Source organism: Tenacibaculum sp. M1.3A (genome assembly GCF_057732375.1).
The window spans coordinates 192,061-211,512 of sequence record NZ_JBYJEF010000002.1 but is presented as its reverse complement, the minus strand read 5'-3'; the positions used below and the strand labels follow the sequence as shown (position 1 = coordinate 211,512).

The following is a 19,452-nucleotide window of genomic DNA, read 5'->3' as shown; positions in this document are numbered from 1 at the left end:
GCTTGATTTTACCTTTATTTTTGTGAAAACTTTAATACGTTGAAAAAACCAATTTCTATTACCTCTTTTGCTTCCGTTTCTGCTTTAGGAAGTACTCCTGAGCAAATTTGGGAGAACTACTTAAGCACAAAACATTTCTTAACGCTAAGAAAAAATGTTTGGACAGGTAGCTTGAATCAACAAGATAAACTTGCTATTACCGAAATAAGAAATTCAGATAATAAATATAAAAACTTAGACGATTCGGTTATATATACTTTGTATGTAGCAAGAAAGGCTATTGAAAAAACGAATTGGAATTCTGAAGATAACTTCGGAATTAACATTGGTTCGTCAAGAGGAGCAACTTCTTTATTTGAAAAATATCACAAAGAATTTTTAGAAACTGGTAAATCTTCAACCTTAAGTTCGCCAACCACTACACTAGGTAATATTTCTTCTTGGATAGCACACGATTTACAAAGTAACGGGCCAGAAATTTCACATTCAATTACCTGCTCTACAGGATTACATTCTTTGTTAAACGGCGTTGCATGGTTGCAGTCTGGCATGTCAGAAAAATTTATGATTGGTGCTAGTGAAGCTTCTTTAACTGATTTTACGATTGCCCAAATGCAAGCGTTAAAAGTGTACTCGAAAGAAACCGATGAATATCCCTGTAAAGCTTTTGATTTAGAAAAGAAACGAAACACAATGGTTTTAGGAGAAGCTGCTGCCGTTTTTTGCTTAGAAAAAGGAGTTCAAGAAAATGCAATTGCACTTATTAAAGGTGTAGGTTATGCTACAGAGGTTTTAAAACACAATACTTCGGTTACTGCAAATGCTGATTGTTTTCAGAAATCTATGAAAATGGCTTTAGGCACAATTTCTGCTGATGAAGTTGATGTTATTGTAATGCACGCACCAGGAACTATAAAAGGAGATTCGTCAGAAATTAACGCTATACAAAAAGTTTTTTGTAACAAAACACCTTTCTTAACTACTAATAAGTGGAAAGTCGGACATACTTTCGGTACTTCTGGCTTGCTTAGTTTAGAATTAGGCGTATTTATACTACAGCATCAAAAATCAATTGAAGTTCCGTTTGCCAAAAAACAAGACCAACCAAAAAAAATAACTAAAGTGTTAGTAAATGCAGTTGGTTTTGGTGGTAATGCTGTTTCCGTTTTATTGACAAAATAATAGTGCGTCTTTCAGTCAATTTATTTACTTTTAGTAACTTATTAAAATAACTGCTTTATGATGGAATGGTTTAATGAATTAACTTCTTTTCAGAAAATGTATTGGGTTGTTACAATTGCTTCAACCATAATATTTTTATTTGTTCTTATAAGTACTTTTGTGGGAGCTGATACTGATGATATAGGTGATGTTGATGCCGAAATAGATGCCGATACTGGTGCCGGATTTCAATTTTTTACTTTTAAAAACATGGTTGCTTTTTTCACCATTTTTGGATGGAGCGGAATTACAAGTATCGATGCTGGAAACTCAAAAAGTATTACCTTATTTATTTCTATTTTCTGTGGATTATTAATGATGACAGCGATGGCAGCATTATTTTACTACATCAGTAAATTAACTTCTAGCGGAACTTTAAAAATAGAAAATGCGCTAAACGCTATTGGCGAAGTGTATTTAACCGTAGGAGCTAAAAAATCTAAAATAGGAAAAGTACATGTTAAAGTACAAAACTCGTTAAGAGAATTAGAAGCATTAACAAATCACGAAACAGATTTAACACAGGGAACTGTGATAAAAGTAGTTGAAGTAACACCAAACGGATTATTAATTATTGAACCTCAAAAATAAAAATTGACTATGCTAAAAGGAACACTATTACAAATTGATGGGTTTGCAGGACCTATCGGAATCATTATTGCGATTCTATTTATTTTTATCTTATTTATCACTTTAATTAAACGCTATAAAAGATGTCCTTCGGATAGAATTTTAGTAGTTTATGGTAAAGTTGGTGGTGGCCAATCGGCAAAATGTATTCATGGTGGAGCCGCATTTATTTTTCCGGTAATTCAAGATTATCAGTTTTTAGATTTAACGCCTATTTCGATAGAAGTAAATTTAGTAAACGCACTTTCTAAACAAAATATTCGTGTAAATGTACCAAGTAGATTTACAATTGGTGTTTCTACAGAGCCAGGAATTATGCAGAATGCTGCAGAAAGATTGTTAGGTTTAGATCAAGATAGTATTCAAGATTTGGCGCAAGAAATTATTTTTGGTCAGTTACGTTTAGTTGTTGCTTCTATGGATATAGAAGAAATTAACAATGATAGAGATAAATTTTTAACCAATATTTCTCAGTCTGTAGAAACAGAATTAAAGAAAGTAGGATTAAAGTTAATCAACGTAAATATTACAGATATTGTTGATGAATCTGGTTATATTGAAGCTTTAGGTAAAGAAGCTGCTGCACATGCAATTAACGCCGCTCGTAAATCGGTTGCCGAAAAAACAAGAGATGGTTCTATTGGTGAAGCAAACGCTGTACAAGACGAAAGAAGTCAGGTAGCTGCTGCAAATGCAAAAGCTGTAGAAGGAGAAAACACTGCAAAAATTGCCGTTGCTAATTCAGATTCTTTACGTAGACAACGTGAAGCAGAAGCAGAACGTACCGCAATTGCATCAGAAAAAGTACAAACTGCAAATGCCTTAAAAGAATCGTATGCTGCAGAGCAAGAAGCTGAAGTTGCTAGGGCAGAAAGAGAACGTTCTTCTCAATTAGCAGATATTATTGTACCTGCCGAAATTGATAAAAGAAAAGTTGAAATTGATGCGGAGGCAAAAGCCGAAAATATTAGAAGAATTGCAAAAGGTGAAGCAGATGCAATTTTATTTAAAGCACAAGCAGAAGCACAAGGTTTATATGAAGTTTTAACAAAACAAGCAGCTGGTTTAGATCAGGTTGTAAAAGCAGCTGGTAATAGCTCTAAAGACGCAGTTTTACTTTTAATTGCTGATAAATTACCTGAGTTGGTTAAAACACAAGCCGAAGCTATTAAAAACATTAAGATTGATAAAATTACTGTTTGGGAAAACGGTGGAGGGAAAGATGGAAAAACATCAACTTCTAACTTTATTTCTGGCATGTATAAAGCAGTACCACCTTTACAAGAAATGTTTAACATGGCAGGAATGGAGTTGCCTGAGTATTTAAAAGGTAAAGAATTACCTACTAAAAATATTGAAGAGGCTAAAGAAGATAATTTACCTTCTTAAACTTTAAATTAATAAATATAAAATTCCGCTTTCATAGCGGAATTTTTGTTTCTTATAATTCTTTATTTTTAATGAATATTCGTTTTGATTCAGAATTGTGTCTTTATAACAAATAGTATTGATTCATGATGAGAACCTGAAACAAGTTCAGGTTGAAGGAAGCAATTTATAGTAAAGGCAATTAAGTGACATTTATTAATTGTCTGTTCGAGCGGAGTCGAGAACTCGTTAAGCTTAAAACAATCTCGACTCCGCTCGAACAGACAATAAAAGAATAGAAGTTGACAATCAAAACACAGAAGTTACACTCTATCTTAGCAAGACTCTGCTCGATTTGACAAAAAGAAATAAAAAACTAGTAGATAAACGTTGTTCTTATAAATAAGTTTAGCCCTGATAGAGCGGTTTGTTTGAGCTCTTTTTTACTGCCTGTTCGAGGGAATTTTGAAGGATGAAAAAATTGTATCGAGAACAGCTGAAAAAAAAGCGAGTAGCGAAAGCAGGAAATAGCTTCTAAAAACAATAGAAAGCCAATTAGTTTTTTTATTTTTGACAACACAAACAACTTGAATTCATGAGCGAAGTAAGACATAACTGGACGAAAGAAGAAATTCTTGAAATATATAATAAACCTATGATGGAGCTTTTATACGAAGCTGCAACGATTCATAGAAAAAGTCACGACCCTAATGTAGTACAGGTTTCTACATTATTATCTATAAAGACTGGTGGCTGTTCTGAAGATTGTGGATACTGTCCGCAAGCGGCACGTTACCACACCAATGTTGACGGAAACGATTTAATGTCGGTTCAACAAGTAAAAGCACAAGCTTTAAGAGCAAAATCTGGTGGAAGTTCTCGTGTTTGTATGGGTGCTGCTTGGCGTAATGTAAAAGACGGCCCAGAGTTTGACCAAGTTTTAGACATGGTAAGAACCATTAACAAACTAGATATGGAGGTTTGCTGTACTTTAGGTATGGTTACCGAAAACCAAGCGCAACGTTTGGCTGAAGCTGGTTTATATGCCTATAATCACAATTTAGATTCATCAGAAGAATATTATAAGGAAGTAATTTCTACACGTGGTTACCAAGATCGTTTAGATACGATTAGCAATGTTCGTAAAACAAATGTAACTGTTTGTTCGGGTGGAATTATTGGAATGGGAGAAAACGCAGCAGACAGAGCAGGAATGTTAGTTGCTTTATCTACTTTAGATCCGCAACCAGAATCTACACCTATTAACGCGCTAGTTGCTGTTGAAGGAACGCCGTTAGAAGATGAAAAGCCTGTAGAAATTTGGGATATGGTGCGTATGGTAGCTACCACACGTATTGTTTTACCAGAAACGCAAGTACGTTTATCGGCAGGAAGAACACAAATGAGTAGAGAAGGACAAGCTATGTGTTTCTTTGCAGGAGCAAATTCTATTTTTGCAGGTGATAAGTTACTTACAACACCAAATCCTGATGTTAATGAAGACATGAAAATGTTTAAAATGTTAGGAATGAATCCTCAAAAGCCATTTACTAAAAAAGTACAACCGCAAACAGTGGAGGCTGCAGACTCTAAATTTGAAACATTAGGTGAAAAACCAAAATGGACAAGACCTGACCATAAAATTGAACGTAACGAAGAGAAAAAGCAAGAAGCTTTAGCTTTTAGAAAACAATAATTACAGCTTTTATTAAACATAAAAAAGCGCCAATATTGGCGCTTTTTATTTTTTAAAATCTAAATAAAGTATTTCTTTTTTAGATTAAAACCAACCTTTTTGGTTTACTTGGTATGTTTGTACAAACTCTTCATCAGATTTTGTTAAATAGATAATTCCTTCTATAAAAGGCACTAAAGAAGCAAAACCACAAGTTACAAACGTTAATACTACTTGAATAATCCCTTCTTTTGTATACCCTAAGATAAATTTATGAATACCTAATGATCCAATTACTATTGCTAGAATACCCGCTAAAATTCGTTTACTTTCTTGATTTGGAACAGCGCTTCCATTTTCATCAATTACATTCATTTTTTTTGTTTTTAATAATTAGTTGATGCCGAATTTATAAAAAAGCTTCGTCTTTTGGCTCCCAAAGTTCAATTTTATTTCCGTCTAAATCTATAATCCAACCAAACTTACCATAATCATACTCTTCTATCTTGCCTAAAACCTGCACTCCTTTTGTTTTTAGTTCTTCTAATAATTCTACCAAATTTTCTACGCGGTAGTTAAACATAAAATCTTTATCTGATGGCTGAAAATGTTTGGTATCTTTTGTAAACGGACTCCATTGTGTAGATGCTTTTTTACCTTCGTTATCTTTCCACCAAAAAGTACAACCCCAATCATCCGTATTAAAACCTAAATTATTTTTATACCAATCTTTGGTTTCTGATACATTTTCTGTTTTAAAAAACACACCGCCAATTCCTAAAACTTTACCTTTTTTCATTATTTCTTTTTTATAGCCGATTCATAAATAGCAATCCATTCTTTAACCGTCATTTTTGTACAGAGTTCTTTGATTAAATCAAACGGAATTTCTTCCATTTTTTTAAATCGAACACAGCTTTTACCCATATCTAATTTACTTTTACAATGTTTCGGATATTCAGCAACAAACCAATCGAATAATTCTTTTTTAGCATAAATTCCGCTATGATATAAATTGATTGAATTTTTCTGTGAAGCAATATTTATAAACGGCAGTGGTAATTTAGGGTCACAATGATAACCATCTGGATATACAGCATGAGGTACATAATAGCCAATCATATTGTAACTCATACCTTCTTCAAAACCTTTTGGAAGGTTGTTCTTAATAGTATTTCGTAGTTTCTCTAGAACTGCTTGTCGCTCTTCCGGAATTTGCACTATATATTCTTCAGGTGAATTGGCTTCGTATTTCATTATAACTGATTTTAAAAGCTACAAGTTAACAAAATTTTGCTTTTATTTTATCTACAATTGTTTGTGCTAGTTTCTCTTTACTTTCAACCGTCCAGCCTGCAACATGCGGAGAAAGTAAAACATTTTCTGAATTTATTAAATATTGAAATGCGGATGGCATCTCTTGATTTACAAATAAATTTTCAAATGATTTTTTCTCGTATTCTAGAACATCTAAACCTGCACCTAAAATTTTATTTGACTTTAGGGCATCAACTAAATAGGCAGTTACAACCGATTTTCCTCTTGCCGTATTTAATAACCAAAAAGGATTCGAGAAAGCATTGATAAAATCAGCGTTTATCATATTCATCGTCAAAGCTGTTTGTGGAGTATGCAAGCTTAAAACGTCCGATTTTTCTTGTAATTCTTCTAATGAAACTTGCTTACAATTTTCATCGCCAACATTTGGTTTAATATCATAGCAAATTACATCTACATCAAACCCGCGAAGTTTTTTGGCAAAAGATTTACCCATATTACCATAGCCGATTAAACCAATTGTTTTTCCGTCGAGTTCAATTCCGCGATTTTCTTCTCGCAACCATTTACCATTTCTAACTTCTTTATCTGCTTTATTTAACTTATTAAAAAGTGATAATAACATTCCCAAAGTATGTTCACCAACAGCATTTCTGTTTCCTTCAGGAGCCGAAATTAAATACACGCCTTTTTTCTCGGCATAGTCACAATCTATATTTTCTAAACCAGCACCTACTCTACCAATAAACTTAAGATTGGTTGCTTTATCTAAAAAAGTAGCATCAATAGAAAATCTACTTCGGATGATGATTCCGTCATAGCGATGAATTTTAGCTTCAATTTCTGATTTTGTAGACTTATAATCTTCTTCATTCTTAAAACCTGCATTATTTAATTGCTCTAATAACAACGAGTGATTTGAATCTAAGTGAAGTATTTTCATTTTTTATCTTATAAAAAAAAGCCTTCTTTTCAGAAGACTTTTCAGTTTAATATTGTTCTTTTTCGCTAGGGAAATCTTGCGATTTCACATCGGCTATATAATTTTGAAAAGCGCCTGTCATTTCTGAGTATAAATCTAAATACCTACGTAAAAAACGCGGATTAAATTCATGGGTCATTCCAATCATATCATGAGTAACTAATACTTGTCCGTCTACGCCTGCTCCAGCTCCAATACCAATAACAGGTATTGTAAGCGCATCTGCTACTTTTTTAGCTAAACCTGCAGGTACTTTTTCTAAAACAAGAGCAAAGCAACCTATTCTTTCTAACATTAAAGCATCTTTTATTAATTGTTCTGCTTCTTCCTCTTCTTTTGCTCTTACTGTATAGGTTCCGAATTTATAGATAGATTGAGGTGTTAATCCTAAATGTCCCATTACCGGAATACCAGCATTTAAAATACGTTTGATAGAATCTTTTACCTCTTTACCTCCTTCTAATTTTATTGAATGACCTCCAGACTCTTTCATTATTCTAATAGCAGAACGCAATGCTTCTTTAGGATCTGATTGGTAACTACCAAAAGGCAAATCAACCACGACTAAACAACGTTCAATAGCTCTTACTACAGAACTTGCATGATATATCATTTGATCGAGTGTAATTGGTAAAGTTGTCTCATGACCCGCCATTACGTTTGATGCCGAATCACCTACCAAAATCACGTCAATTCCAGCTCCGTCTACAATTTTTGCCATCGTATAATCATAAGCAGTAAGCATAGAGATTTTTTCTCCGTTTGCTTTCATATCTACTAAAGACTTCGTTGTTACTCTTTTATATTGTTTTTTAGCTACTGACATTGTTTTAAATTTTCTTGATTGTAAAAATACGCAATTATTCGCTTGATTTATCCCTAAATACAAGTTAGCAATACATTATTTAATCTTTATGGAAGTAGTTAATCTTCTGTTAATTATAATTTAACTGAGTTCATTTTTAATAATTTCACTTTTCAAAGCCAAACTACTATGCCTAAAATAATTACATTTATTATTATTTTTATTCTTACTTCTGTTACCAGCGCTCAAAACACCACAGAGAGCAATGTTATAAAAAAGACTGTTGAGATTTTTTTTGACGGACTTCATAAAGGTGATAGTACTTTAGTGAGTTCAACCTTTCATTCAACAATTAAAATACAAACTACTTTTACGGATAAAGACGGAAAAAAAACTTTAGTAACCGATAGTAAAGAAAAGTTACTAACAGGAATTGCAAATAAAAAAAGTGACCATACTTATTTAGAAAAAATTCTTTCTTGGCAAATTCAAGTTGATGGAAATTTAGCTTCTGTTTGGATTCCTTATCGATTTTATTTAAATGATAAATTTAGTCATTGTGGCGCTAATTCTTTTCAATTATTTAATGATAATGGAAGTTGGAAAATAATTTATTTAGTAGATATGAGACGTAAAAATGACTGTAAACCTTTAAAAAAATAAAATGAAAAAAATATTAATTATCATATTATTACTTATTCAAAATATCAATGCTCAAGAGGCTAAAATATTCTTACCTCAATTATTTAACGGATTACCTAATGTTAGGGATTTTTCTATGATTAATACTGGTGATGAGTTTTATTTCACTGTAGAAAGCTATACAAAAGAATACTCGTTTATTGCATTTTCAAAAAAAATAAATAATTTATGGACGAAACCAGAAACGGTTGCTTTTTCAGGAAAATATAAAGATTTAGAACCTTTTTTATCTCCAGATGGATTAAGGTTATTCTTTGCATCTAACAGAAAAAATAACACTTCCCCAGAAATCAAGAATGATATTGATATTTGGTATGTTAAAAAAAATACATTGGCTGATGTTTGGTCTGAACCTATAAACGTTGGTGAAACAATTAATACTTTGGCGGATGAATTTTATCCGTCGGTTACAAATAGTGGCGATTTGTTTTTTACAGCTTCTTATGCAAATTCAAAAGGGAAAGAAGATATATATGTAAGTAGGTTTATTGATAATAAATATACAACACCTGTTTCATTAGGCACTAATGTAAATTCAGAAAAATATGAATTCAATGCTTTTGTTTCTCCAGATGAAAGCTATATTATATTTACATCGTACGGAAGAAAAGATGATTTAGGTAGAGGCGATTTATATATCAGTAAAAAAGACTTAGATAACAATTGGCTGCCAGCAAAACATTTAGGAAAGAAAATTAATAGTCTCAAATTAGATTATTGTCCGTTTGTTGATATTAACAAAAACATTCTATACTACACCACAAATAAAAGTGACATTCCGAAAAGCTTTAAATCAAGAAAAACCATTAAACAAACTATTAATTTTATAAACAGCAATCCCAATGGGTTAAGCAGAATATATAAGGTTTCATTAAATAAAAAATAACTTATATTTGGGGTGATGAACCAAACAGACAAATCCAACACTTTATCTCCAAATAACTGGGTAGATGCTTATGCTGATTATTTATTTAATTATGCTGTAGCACGTGTAAATGACTCTAATACTGCTAAAGATTTAGTTCAAGAAACATTTTTTGCGGGCCTTAAATCTGCTAAGAATTTTCAGGGTAAGTCAACAGAAAGAACATGGTTGGTTTCCATATTAAAAAGAAAAGTAATAGATCATTATCGAAAAATAAATTCTAAGAAAGGCCAGGCTGAAGTTAGAATGAATTTTTATGAGAATGGTGAAAACGAAGGAGATTGGATTGAAGAACGTGTGCCACAATCTTGGGATAATGAGATTGATAAAAGTATTGAAAACGTTGAATTGAAATCTCAACTAGATAGCTGTATAGATAAATTACCTGAGAAATATGCTATGGTTTTTAGAATGAAAACTATACAAGAATTTGAGACAGAAGAAATTTGTAAGGAATTAAATATCACTCCGTCGAATCTATGGGTTATCATCCACAGAGCAAGAACACAGTTAAGAAGCTGTATGGAAAAAAATTGGTTTAACAAGTAAGACGTAATGTTTAAAAAATTTAAATTAACATGCAATGAAGCAACTACAATTTGTGATAAAGCACAATATGGAGAGGCATCATTCTATGAAAAAATACAACTTAATTGGCATCTAATAGTCTGTAAAATATGTGCGATCTATACTAAGCAGAATAGTAAAATGTCAGACATTTTTAAAATGAAAGCTGCTAATTGTAAAAGTGAAACAAGATGTTTATCTAACAAAGATAAAGACGCAATAAAGGAACAGTTAAGTCAAATTAATTGATTCTTTTGTTTTTTAAGATTGAAACGGAATTTATTTTATAATAAGTTCCGTTTTTTTATACCTTTGAACCAAAAATAAAACCATGCATTTTCTTCCTGAAAAAATTGATACTTATGTTGTTAATCACTCACAGCAAGAGCCAAAAATATTACAAGAATTAACCAAAGAAACTTGGCAAAAAGTATTAAATCCTAGAATGTTGAGCGGCGCTTTTCAGGGAAGAGTTTTATCAATTATTTCAAAACTAATTAATCCGAAATCTATTTTAGAAATTGGTACTTATACTGGTTATTCTGCACTATGTTTAGCCGAAGGTTTAGCTAAAGATGGAAATCTTTATACTATTGATAAAAATGAAGAATTAGAAGAACTACAAACTACATATTTTCAAAAATCAGATTACAAAAATCAAATCCATCAATATATCGGAAATGCGATTGATATTATTCCAACATTAGAAACTAAGTTTGATTTAGTTTTTATTGACGCTGATAAATCAAATTATCTAAATTATTTCGATTTAATTATTGAAAAAATGAATAGCGGTGGTGTTATTTTATCTGATAATGTACTTTGGAGTGGAAAAGTAGTCGAAGAGCTAAATCCGAAAGATATCGACACTAAAGTTCTTTTAGAATATAACAGGAAGCTTAATGAAGATAATCGCATAGAAACTGTTTTATTGCCGATAAGAGACGGATTGACTATAAGTAGAGTTAAATAGTTTTTACTACCTACGTTTTATAGGCCCTGTAAAATCATCAATGTTATCTTTAACCTTATTAACTTCTTTATTAATATCTTTTACGAAGTCGGTATCTATACCTTGGTTTTTGGCACTGTTGTTTATTTCTTTTTTAATATCATTTGTAGCGTCTTTTACCTGACGTATACCTTTCCCGAGCCCTCTAGCTATTTCTGGAATTTTATCTGCTCCGAATAACATAACGACTAATAACAAGATTACAAAAATCTCAGGGCCTCCTATAAATAAAAATACTGTATTCATTAGTACAAAGGTAATTAAAATAGATAGTAAAATTCTTTATAAAATAAAAAAAGCCAAACTTTAGGTTTGGCTTTTTTTTATGATGTTTAAGTAATTAATCTGCTAGGATAATTACTTTATTATCTTTCATCTCTAAAGTTCCAGATTTGATTGCTAAAGTTAACACTTTATCATCTCCTGGTAAACTTACAATACTGCCATGTAAATCATCAAAAACTAAGTGATTTTGTGTGTGCACATGCACTTTTACGGTTCCTTGATTTAAAATAGACACAACTGGTGCGTGATTATTTAACATCTGAAATTCACCGTTAATACCTGGTACAGTTACAGAATCTACTTCTGATGAAAACAAGATAGCTTCTGGAGTTACAATTTCTAAAAACATAATTTCAATAGAATTAATTATTGTTAATTGTTATTTGAACTATGCTTCAGCTAACATTTTCTCTCCAGCATCAATTGCTTCTTGAATTGATCCTTTTAAGTTAAATGCTGCTTCAGGATACTTATCTAATTCACCATCAATAATCATATTAAATCCTTTGATTGTGTCTTTAATATCAACTAAACATCCTGGTATACCAGTAAATTGTTCAGCTACGTGGAAAGGCTGAGATAAGAAACGTTGTACACGACGTGCTCTGTGAACTACTAATTTATCTTCTTCAGACAATTCTTCCATACCTAAAATTGCAATAATATCTTGCAATTCTTTATATCGTTGTAAAATTTCTTTTACGTTTGTTGCTGTATCATAGTGCTCAGCTCCTAAAACTTCAGCAGATAAAATTCTTGAAGTAGAATCTAATGGATCTACTGCAGGATAAATACCTAATTCTGCAATTTTACGAGATAATACTGTAGTTGCATCTAAATGGGCAAACGTTGTTGCTGGTGCTGGATCTGTTAAATCATCTGCAGGTACATAAACTGCTTGCACAGATGTAATAGAACCTTTCTTAGTAGAAGTAATACGTTCCTGCATCGCTCCCATTTCTGTAGCTAATGTTGGCTGGTAACCTACGGCAGAAGGCATACGACCTAATAATGCCGATACTTCAGAACCTGCTTGTGTAAAACGGAAGATATTATCTACGAAGAAAAGAACATCCTTTCCTTGCGCTTCTCCTGCTCCATCACGGAAATATTCTGCTATTGTTAAACCAGATAATGCAACACGTGCTCTTGCTCCAGGTGGTTCGTTCATTTGTCCGAATACGAAAGTAGCTTTAGAGTCTCTCATTCCTGGCTTATCTACTTTAGATAAATCCCATCCTCCTTCTTCCATAGAGTGCATAAAGTCATCACCATACTTGATAATTCCTGACTCTAACATCTCTCTAAGTAAATCGTTTCCTTCACGAGTTCTTTCACCTACACCAGCGAATACAGATAAACCTCCGTGTCCTTTTGCGATGTTGTTAATTAACTCTTGAATTAATACTGTTTTACCTACTCCTGCTCCACCAAATAATCCAATTTTACCTCCTTTTGCATACGGCTCAATTAAATCAATTACTTTAATACCTGTAAACAACACTTCTGTTGAAACTGATAAGTCTTCAAATTTTGGTGCTTGACGGTGAATTGATAATCCTGCATCACCCGTTTTAGGCAAATTACCTAATCCGTCAATAGCATCACCTGTTACGTTAAACAAACGACCATAAATATCGCTTCCTATTGGCATTTGAATTGGGTTTCCGGTAGCGATTACTTCTGTACCTCTACTTAAACCATCTGTCGCATCCATTGAAATGGTACGAACTGTATCTTCACCTATATGTTGTTGAACCTCTAATACTAAAATTGAGCCATCAGCTTTTTTAATTTCTAATGAATCGTAAATTTTTGGTAATTCAGCATTTTCTGTATTAAACTCAACATCGATAACTGGACCAATAATTTGAGAAACTTTACCTGTTATTGTAGACATTACTATATGTAATTAAAGTTATTTAATTTGCTATGTGAGCTTTAGCTCATTTTTCAAAGTGCAAAGGTAATTTTTTTAGTGGAATTTAAAAAACGTTTGACGCTATTTTTACTAAAAATATTGCACAAAAAAATGCCTCACAAATGTGAGGCATTTTATAAAACTTACGTTTTAATTAAATTATTTTGTTAATTTAATTTCAACACGTCTGTTTTGAGCTCTACCAGCTCTTGTTTTGTTATCAGCAATAGGATAGTCTTCTCCAAATCCAGCAGAAACTAATCTTTTAGCAGGAATACCAGATTTAACAACTAAATAATCCATAACAGCCTTAGCTCTTCTTTCAGATAAACTTTTGTTATTAGAAGCTCTACCTTGACTATCTGTGTGACCTTGAACACTAAAGTTAGCTTTAGAATATTCTTTCATGATCGCAGCAATTAAGTCTAATTTACCAGAAACTCCAGCTCTAAAAGTTGTTTTTCCTGAGTTAAAATAAATAGCTCTTGCGAAGTCATTTAATTTTTTCTCTGCAGCTTTTGTAATTACTACTTCAGGACATCCGTTGTTAGAAGCAACACCTGCAACTTTAGGACATTTATCGTCTTTATCTAAAACTCCATCACCATCAGTATCTGGCCAAGGACAACCTGCGTTTGCAGCAGGACCAGCTACAGCAGGACACTTATCTTTACCATCAACTACACCGTCTCCGTCAGTATCAGGACATCCGTTGTTTGCTTTAGTTCCTTTTTCAGTAGGACAAGCATCGTCTTTATCAGCAATACCATCACCATCAGTATCAGGACAACCGTTTAAAGCAGCTAAACCAGCTACCTCAGGACATGCATCATCTGCATCTTTGATTCCGTCATTATCAGTATCAGGACACCCGTTAAATTCTTTTAATCCTGCAACCTCTGGACAAGCATCGTCTTTATCGAAAATACCATCACCATCAGTATCAGTACCACCAAATTTAAACACTAAACCAACTGAATGTTGGAAGTGATCTTGTACTTTATCACTAAACTCTTTTTTACCACCAGTTTGAAAGTTTAAACCTAAGTTATCGTTAAACCAAGTATTGAAACCAAAACCTGCATTTAACATACCTTCTCCTTGATCATCTAAAGAAGTGTAACCACCCCCTAAATATACATAAGGATCAAACCAAGAAGTTTCACCAACTAAGTTATTTAAGTCATACTTTACGTTTGCATCAACAGCCCAATAAAGAGCATCGCTATCATTTTTCGCTCTAAAAGTTTCAATCTTGTTTATAGACCCTGCTAATTCTAAAGTAAAACCTTCGTTTAAATACTTTCCAACAGTAATTCTAGAGATAGAAGGAAGAACATTCCAGTCACTAGTACCAATATAATCTTTTGCATATCCTGAAAATTCAGTTGGAATTCTAACGTCTACGGCGTTAACTCCAAAACCAACCGCCCATGGGTTGTCCGAATCTTGTGCGTTTATCGTTCCTACAGTAGCGAACGTAAACAAAGCTATCACAGCTAATTTGATTTGTTTCATTATAAAAAATTTAAATTAAAAGTTCGTTTATATATTTAGCAAATGTAAGTTGTTAAAACTTATTTACAAAAGCAAATCTACAAAAACTTACAATAAATGCAAGTTTTAGTTTAAGATATTTAAATCACTCCCAGCTCTTTCCCTACTTTTATAAAGGCTTTTATCGCTTTATCTAAATGTTCTTTTTCATGTGCTGCAGACAACTGCACGCGTATTCTTGCTTTTTCTTTTGGCACAACTGGAAAGAAAAAACCAATAACATAAATACCTTCATCTAATAATTTATTTGCCATGTTTTGAGAAAGCTTTGCATCATACAACATAACAGGTACAATTGCAGCATCAGCACCTACTAAATCGAAACCAGCTTTCTCCATTTCTGTTCTAAAGTAGTTTGTATTCCATTCTAACTTATCTCTTAAAGAAGTATCGTTAGAAATTAAATCAAAAACTTTTAACGCTCCTCCAACTAAAGAAGGCGCTAATGAGTTTGAAAATAAATACGGACGAGAACGCTGACGCAATATTTCGATAATTTCTTTTTTACCTGTGGTATAACCTCCCATAGCACCACCAAGTGCTTTTCCTAAAGTACCGGTTACAATATCAACACGATCCATTACATTCTTAAGTTCAACAGTACCACGACCAGTTTTACCGATAAATCCGGTTGCGTGACATTCATCAACCATTACCATTGCGTCATATTTATCAGCTAAATCACAAATTTCATCAAGCTTTGCTACAATTCCATCCATAGAGAAAACCCCATCAGTAACAATAATCTTAAAACGGTGTTCTTGTTTATTTGCTTCAATTAACTGCGCTTCTAAAGAACTCATATCATTATTGTCATAACGATAACGAGCTGCCTTACACAAACGAACTCCGTCTATAATAGAAGCATGATTTAAACTATCAGAAATAATAGCATCTTCTTTTGTTAATAACGGCTCAAAAACTCCACCATTTGCATCAAAAGCTGCAGCATATAATATCGTGTCTTCTGTTGTATAAAATTCTGCAATTTTTGCTTCTAGTTGCTTATGAATATCTTGTGTTCCACAAATAAAACGAACAGACGACATACCGAAACCATGTGTACCCATAGTATCTTTTGCTGCTTGAATTACTTCAGGATTATTTGACAATCCTAAATAATTATTCGCACAAAAATTAATTACCTCCTCGCCTGTTGCTATTTTTATAGCAGCATCTTGAGAAGATGTTATAATACGTTCTGATTTATACAATCCCGCGTCTTTAATTTCCTGAATTTCTTGCTGTAGTTGTTCTTTTATTTTTCCGTACATAATTTATATTTTAGTTACATCTACAATCGATGTGGTATTTATATTTAAAAGGTCAAAGTTAATTGTTAAACTTCTTCAACCAAAATTTCTTCATTAATATATATAAGTAGTTTTTTATCCACCTTAAAATCCATCGATTTTAAAACACGTTCGTATCGCAATAATTGCTGATGATAACTTTTGGATGGTTTTCCTGTTTTGTAATCGATAATAGTTACAATATTATTCGTGTCAATCACCAATCGATCGGGAATTAGAATCTGATTATCAACATCAACAATTTCACGCTCATTATATATAGTTACTTCTTGTGAATAATAATGTTGCAAATCTGAATGAGCTACAATTTTATTAATATCCGTTTTAATCGTTTTTGCTTGTTCTTTGTCTATTACACCTTGTTGCTCGTATTGATTCACTATTTTATCTACATCGCGCTGAGTTGTAATTTTCGCCATCATTTCGTGAATCAAGTTTCCAAACTCAATTGCTTTTCCTTGTTCAGTGTTCCATAATTTCGATGCACTTGCCAACATATGAATATTGTGCTCTTGCCAAGGCGTAGATATAAATTCTTCTTGAATCGCTGCCAAAGAAGCGATTTCTTTACGTTTACTTATTCGCGTTATATCGCCAAAAGAATACTCCGACTGATCATTATTCCAAAGATTTTTTTCTTTTAGATAATTGATAAATATTCCTGAATAAAAATTAACATTCTCTTCTCCTTTAGCCGTAATTTTATATTCGGTAATTATATGCAACTGTTCTACCGAACGCGTTAAAGCAACATACAAAAGATTAAAATTATCTAATTCTAATTCTTCTCTTTGTTGGTCGTATATTTCTAAACTTCGATCGTTTATAGCTTTTAAATCTTTATTAAACGGCACTAATAATTCCTTAAAATTTTCAAAGTCGGCTGGTAAATCATCCAACCAAATTTTCGGATTTATTTGTCGATAAATTTCTAAATCGTACGGAAAAATAACCACCGGAAATTCTAGTCCTTTCGATTTATGAATCGTCATTACCTGAACAGCGTTTCCACTTTCGGGAGCCACAATGCTTAAATTTGCTTTTTTATCTTCCCAAAAATCTAAAAACTCCTGAATACTCGTTCCTTTTCTCTGTTGTTCTAAAACTACATCTAAAAAGAATTGCACATAGGCATCTGAAGAGTTTATTAATTTAAAACTTCGGATGATTTCCTCTACTTTTTCATAAAACGGTAATTGATGAAAATCAGCTAATTCAAAAGACACTTGGTAACTTAATAACTCTTTAAAAATTGCATCATTCGGCTGATGAATCATTGCTGATATAAAAGCATGTTTTTCCGTTTTCAACCCTAAATGCTCGTGTAAGAAATACAAAACCTCTAACAATGCTTCTTTATCATTCGGATGTTGAATTACCTGTAAAACATCAACAATAAAATTTACTTTCGAGCTGTTTTGTAGCAACAACGTTTCTGAAGAAATAATGTTAATTCCGTTTTCAGATAAATAATTTGCCACTGCAATTCCGTCTTTTTTCTTACGGACTAATACACAAATTTCATTTAAAGAAAAATCGGCTTCTAAACTTTTAATGGTTTCTAATATTTTCTTCGGATATTTTAAAACCTCATCCTCTTTTTCCTCTTCCTTATCTAAAAAAGACAACGAAACGTATCCGCCTTTTTTTGCTGTTGTTAACTGCTTATTTCCTTCAATAAATAATTGTTTATAGTTTTCATTTTGAAGAAAATTTGACGTGTGCTGAAAAAATTGATTGTTAAAATCAATTACCTCCGTGTAACTTCTATAATTAGTCTCTAGTGTTTTAATTTCTTTCGGAACATGAAACGGATTCTCAACATCCGAGCCTAAAGAAATAAACTGTTCTGCTTTACCGCCACGCCAGCGATAAATAGCTTGTTTACCATCGCCAACCAACAACAAATTACTTTTTTCTTGTGCTAATGCATTGTCGATTAACGGAATTATATTTTGCCATTGTAACACCGATGTGTCTTGCATTTCATCAATAAAATAATGCATAAATCGTTGCCCAATTCTTTCGTAAATAAACGGCGCTGGTTGATCCTTTATATTGTCGGAAATTAATTGATTAAATTCGGCATTTAATCTGATATTATTTTCTTCTTTTATATGTGTTAATTCTAAATTAATATGATTTAAAACTGCTAACGGAATGATACTTTTTAATGCCAATTTGTTCATTAAAAATTGCTGATACAATTCTTCTGATTGACTGTATAAGTTCAACAATTCTGGTAAAACACTTTCAATAGCGTTTTTTATGTCGTCTGATTTTGACTTTGCATAAAAATTATTTTCTTCGATACGTTCACGAAGCTTTGAGTCTTCGAAAAACTTTGCTTTCTCCGGATTTTGAGACAACGCCAAAAAATGATTCGGCAACATCGAGCGATAAAAATCTTTATGATTTATTTGTGCCGTTTCTATAATCGCTATTCCCTGATTACCAATTGCGATAAATCGAGCTTTTATCTCTTTTTGATGTTTAGAAAGTTTAGTTTTTAAGTTCGTAAAATCAGCTAGTTTTTTATCCGCCAGTTTTCTAAAATGCTTTGTATCGTCTTCATTTAATAAAATTCTAGAAAACTCATTTAGCTCCAACGAAATATCCCACGATTTATCATCATCTGCTTTATCAAGCGAAAAATCAATTAATAATTTCGTTAAATCTTTATCAGTTCCAATTTTAGAAATCAATATATCAACAGCTTCATTTAATAAAGAAACAGCATCCATTTCAACCTCAAAATTTAGTGACAATCCTAAATCGTACGCAAAACTTTTTATTATTTTATGCGTAAAACTATCAATCGTAGTAATTGAAAAAGCGGAGTAGTTTTGTAAAACAGCATCTAATATTTTCTTACTTCTGTCTTTAACGGTTTGTTTATCAATTGTAATTTCATTGATAATAAGTTGAAACAAATCGTTTTCTTTTCCTTCAGAGAATTCTTGTAAATTTTCTAACACACGCTCTTTCATTTCACCAGCCGCTTTGTTGGTAAATGTAATCGCCAATATTTTCTGAAAAGTGAAAATATCATCAGAACTCAATAAAACTTTTAGATATTCTTTTACAAGCGTAAATGTTTTTCCGCTACCAGCAGAAGCATTGTACACTTCAAAATTAGAAGAATTTTGCACAGGTTATTTTTTATGCAAAGTAACCTATTTAAAGAAAATAAGAAAGCAGAGAGCAGAAA

19 protein-coding genes are annotated in these 19,452 nt (G+C 32.3%); 8 read left to right on the top strand and 11 right to left on the bottom strand.

What is annotated here, in order from left to right; genetic code table 11:
- Positions 1-39 precede the first annotated feature (39 nt).
- The 4 genes from AC28QF_RS03540 (at position 40) to bioB (ending at position 4,915) form a co-directional block, all read left to right on the top strand.
- Positions 40-1,182: a beta-ketoacyl synthase N-terminal-like domain-containing protein gene (locus AC28QF_RS03540; RefSeq protein ID WP_488200741.1), complete on the top strand. Its 1,143-nt coding sequence runs from the start codon at positions 40-42 to the stop codon at positions 1,180-1,182.
- 57 nt (positions 1,183-1,239) lie between these two features.
- Entirely contained in the window at positions 1,240-1,812 is a 573-nt protein-coding gene (locus AC28QF_RS03535; protein WP_488200742.1) for a hypothetical protein, read from the top strand.
- Positions 1,813-1,821: 9 nt separating this feature from the next.
- Positions 1,822-3,240, top strand: a complete 1,419-nt coding sequence (locus tag AC28QF_RS03530) for a flotillin family protein (RefSeq protein WP_488200743.1) — start codon at positions 1,822-1,824, stop codon at positions 3,238-3,240.
- 574 nt (positions 3,241-3,814) lie between these two features.
- Positions 3,815-4,915: a biotin synthase BioB gene (bioB, locus tag AC28QF_RS03525; RefSeq protein ID WP_488200744.1), complete on the top strand. Its 1,101-nt coding sequence runs from the start codon at positions 3,815-3,817 to the stop codon at positions 4,913-4,915.
- Between the two features lie 84 nt (positions 4,916-4,999).
- On the opposite strand, the gene AC28QF_RS03520 is transcribed toward bioB, so the two are convergent.
- Genes AC28QF_RS03520 through panB form a run of 5 tightly spaced genes read right to left on the bottom strand, consistent with a single transcriptional unit; the run spans position 5,000 to position 7,980 of the window.
- The gene (locus tag AC28QF_RS03520) at positions 5,000-5,269 is read right to left on the bottom strand and encodes a TM2 domain-containing protein (RefSeq protein ID WP_488200745.1); all 270 of its coding nucleotides are present in this window, start codon (positions 5,267-5,269) and stop codon (positions 5,000-5,002) included.
- Between the two features lie 34 nt (positions 5,270-5,303).
- A complete protein-coding gene (locus tag AC28QF_RS03515) occupies positions 5,304-5,693 on the bottom strand; it encodes a VOC family protein (RefSeq protein WP_218771621.1) in 390 nt (129 codons plus the stop codon).
- Positions 5,693-6,151 (bottom strand): DUF1801 domain-containing protein, encoded by a 459-nt coding sequence (locus AC28QF_RS03510; RefSeq protein WP_488200746.1) that lies wholly within the window; start codon positions 6,149-6,151, stop codon positions 5,693-5,695. Before AC28QF_RS03510 ends, AC28QF_RS03515 begins: the two co-directional genes overlap by 1 nt.
- Positions 6,152-6,176: 25 nt before the next feature.
- Positions 6,177-7,115 (bottom strand): 2-hydroxyacid dehydrogenase, encoded by a 939-nt coding sequence (locus tag AC28QF_RS03505; protein ID WP_488200747.1) that lies wholly within the window; start codon positions 7,113-7,115, stop codon positions 6,177-6,179.
- Positions 7,116-7,161: 46 nt separating this feature from the next.
- Positions 7,162-7,980, bottom strand: a complete 819-nt coding sequence (panB, locus tag AC28QF_RS03500; RefSeq protein ID WP_275314977.1) for a 3-methyl-2-oxobutanoate hydroxymethyltransferase — start codon at positions 7,978-7,980, stop codon at positions 7,162-7,164.
- A gap of 168 nt (positions 7,981-8,148) precedes the next feature.
- On the opposite strand from panB, the gene AC28QF_RS03495 reads away from it, so the two are divergent.
- The 4 genes from AC28QF_RS03495 (at position 8,149) to AC28QF_RS03480 (ending at position 11,126) form a co-directional block, all read left to right on the top strand.
- Positions 8,149-8,622, top strand: coding sequence for a nuclear transport factor 2 family protein (locus AC28QF_RS03495; RefSeq protein WP_488200748.1), 474 nt, complete (start codon positions 8,149-8,151; stop codon positions 8,620-8,622).
- Between the two features lies 1 nt (position 8,623).
- Positions 8,624-9,547, top strand: a complete 924-nt coding sequence (locus AC28QF_RS03490; protein WP_488200749.1) for a TolB family protein — start codon at positions 8,624-8,626, stop codon at positions 9,545-9,547.
- Between the two features lie 15 nt (positions 9,548-9,562).
- The gene (locus AC28QF_RS03485) at positions 9,563-10,135 is read left to right on the top strand and encodes a sigma-70 family RNA polymerase sigma factor (RefSeq protein WP_488200750.1); all 573 of its coding nucleotides are present in this window, start codon (positions 9,563-9,565) and stop codon (positions 10,133-10,135) included.
- 349 nt (positions 10,136-10,484) lie between these two features.
- A complete protein-coding gene (locus tag AC28QF_RS03480; RefSeq protein ID WP_488200751.1) occupies positions 10,485-11,126 on the top strand; it encodes an O-methyltransferase in 642 nt (213 codons plus the stop codon).
- Positions 11,127-11,132: 6 nt separating this feature from the next.
- Here the strand turns inward: AC28QF_RS03480 and AC28QF_RS03475 are convergent, their stop codons facing one another.
- The 6 genes from AC28QF_RS03475 to AC28QF_RS03450 all read right to left on the bottom strand — a co-directional run bounded on the left by AC28QF_RS03475 (position 11,133) and on the right by AC28QF_RS03450 (position 19,393).
- Positions 11,133-11,411: a Sec-independent protein translocase subunit TatA/TatB gene (locus AC28QF_RS03475; protein ID WP_218771630.1), complete on the bottom strand. Its 279-nt coding sequence runs from the start codon at positions 11,409-11,411 to the stop codon at positions 11,133-11,135.
- A 94-nt stretch (positions 11,412-11,505) separates the two neighbouring features.
- Positions 11,506-11,799 carry a F0F1 ATP synthase subunit delta/epsilon gene (locus AC28QF_RS03470; protein WP_488200752.1) on the bottom strand — a complete coding sequence of 98 codons (294 nt, stop codon included), beginning with the start codon at positions 11,797-11,799 and terminating at the stop codon, positions 11,506-11,508.
- A gap of 39 nt (positions 11,800-11,838) precedes the next feature.
- Positions 11,839-13,350: a F0F1 ATP synthase subunit beta gene (atpD, locus tag AC28QF_RS03465; protein ID WP_488200753.1), complete on the bottom strand. Its 1,512-nt coding sequence runs from the start codon at positions 13,348-13,350 to the stop codon at positions 11,839-11,841.
- A gap of 180 nt (positions 13,351-13,530) precedes the next feature.
- Positions 13,531-14,889 carry an OmpA family protein gene (locus AC28QF_RS03460; RefSeq protein WP_488200754.1) on the bottom strand — a complete coding sequence of 453 codons (1,359 nt, stop codon included), beginning with the start codon at positions 14,887-14,889 and terminating at the stop codon, positions 13,531-13,533.
- Positions 14,890-15,008: 119 nt separating this feature from the next.
- The gene (kbl, locus tag AC28QF_RS03455) at positions 15,009-16,202 is read right to left on the bottom strand and encodes a glycine C-acetyltransferase (protein ID WP_488200755.1); all 1,194 of its coding nucleotides are present in this window, start codon (positions 16,200-16,202) and stop codon (positions 15,009-15,011) included.
- 65 nt (positions 16,203-16,267) lie between these two features.
- Positions 16,268-19,393, bottom strand: a complete 3,126-nt coding sequence (locus tag AC28QF_RS03450) for a UvrD-helicase domain-containing protein (protein WP_488200756.1) — start codon at positions 19,391-19,393, stop codon at positions 16,268-16,270.
- Positions 19,394-19,452: the final 59 nt, after the last annotated feature.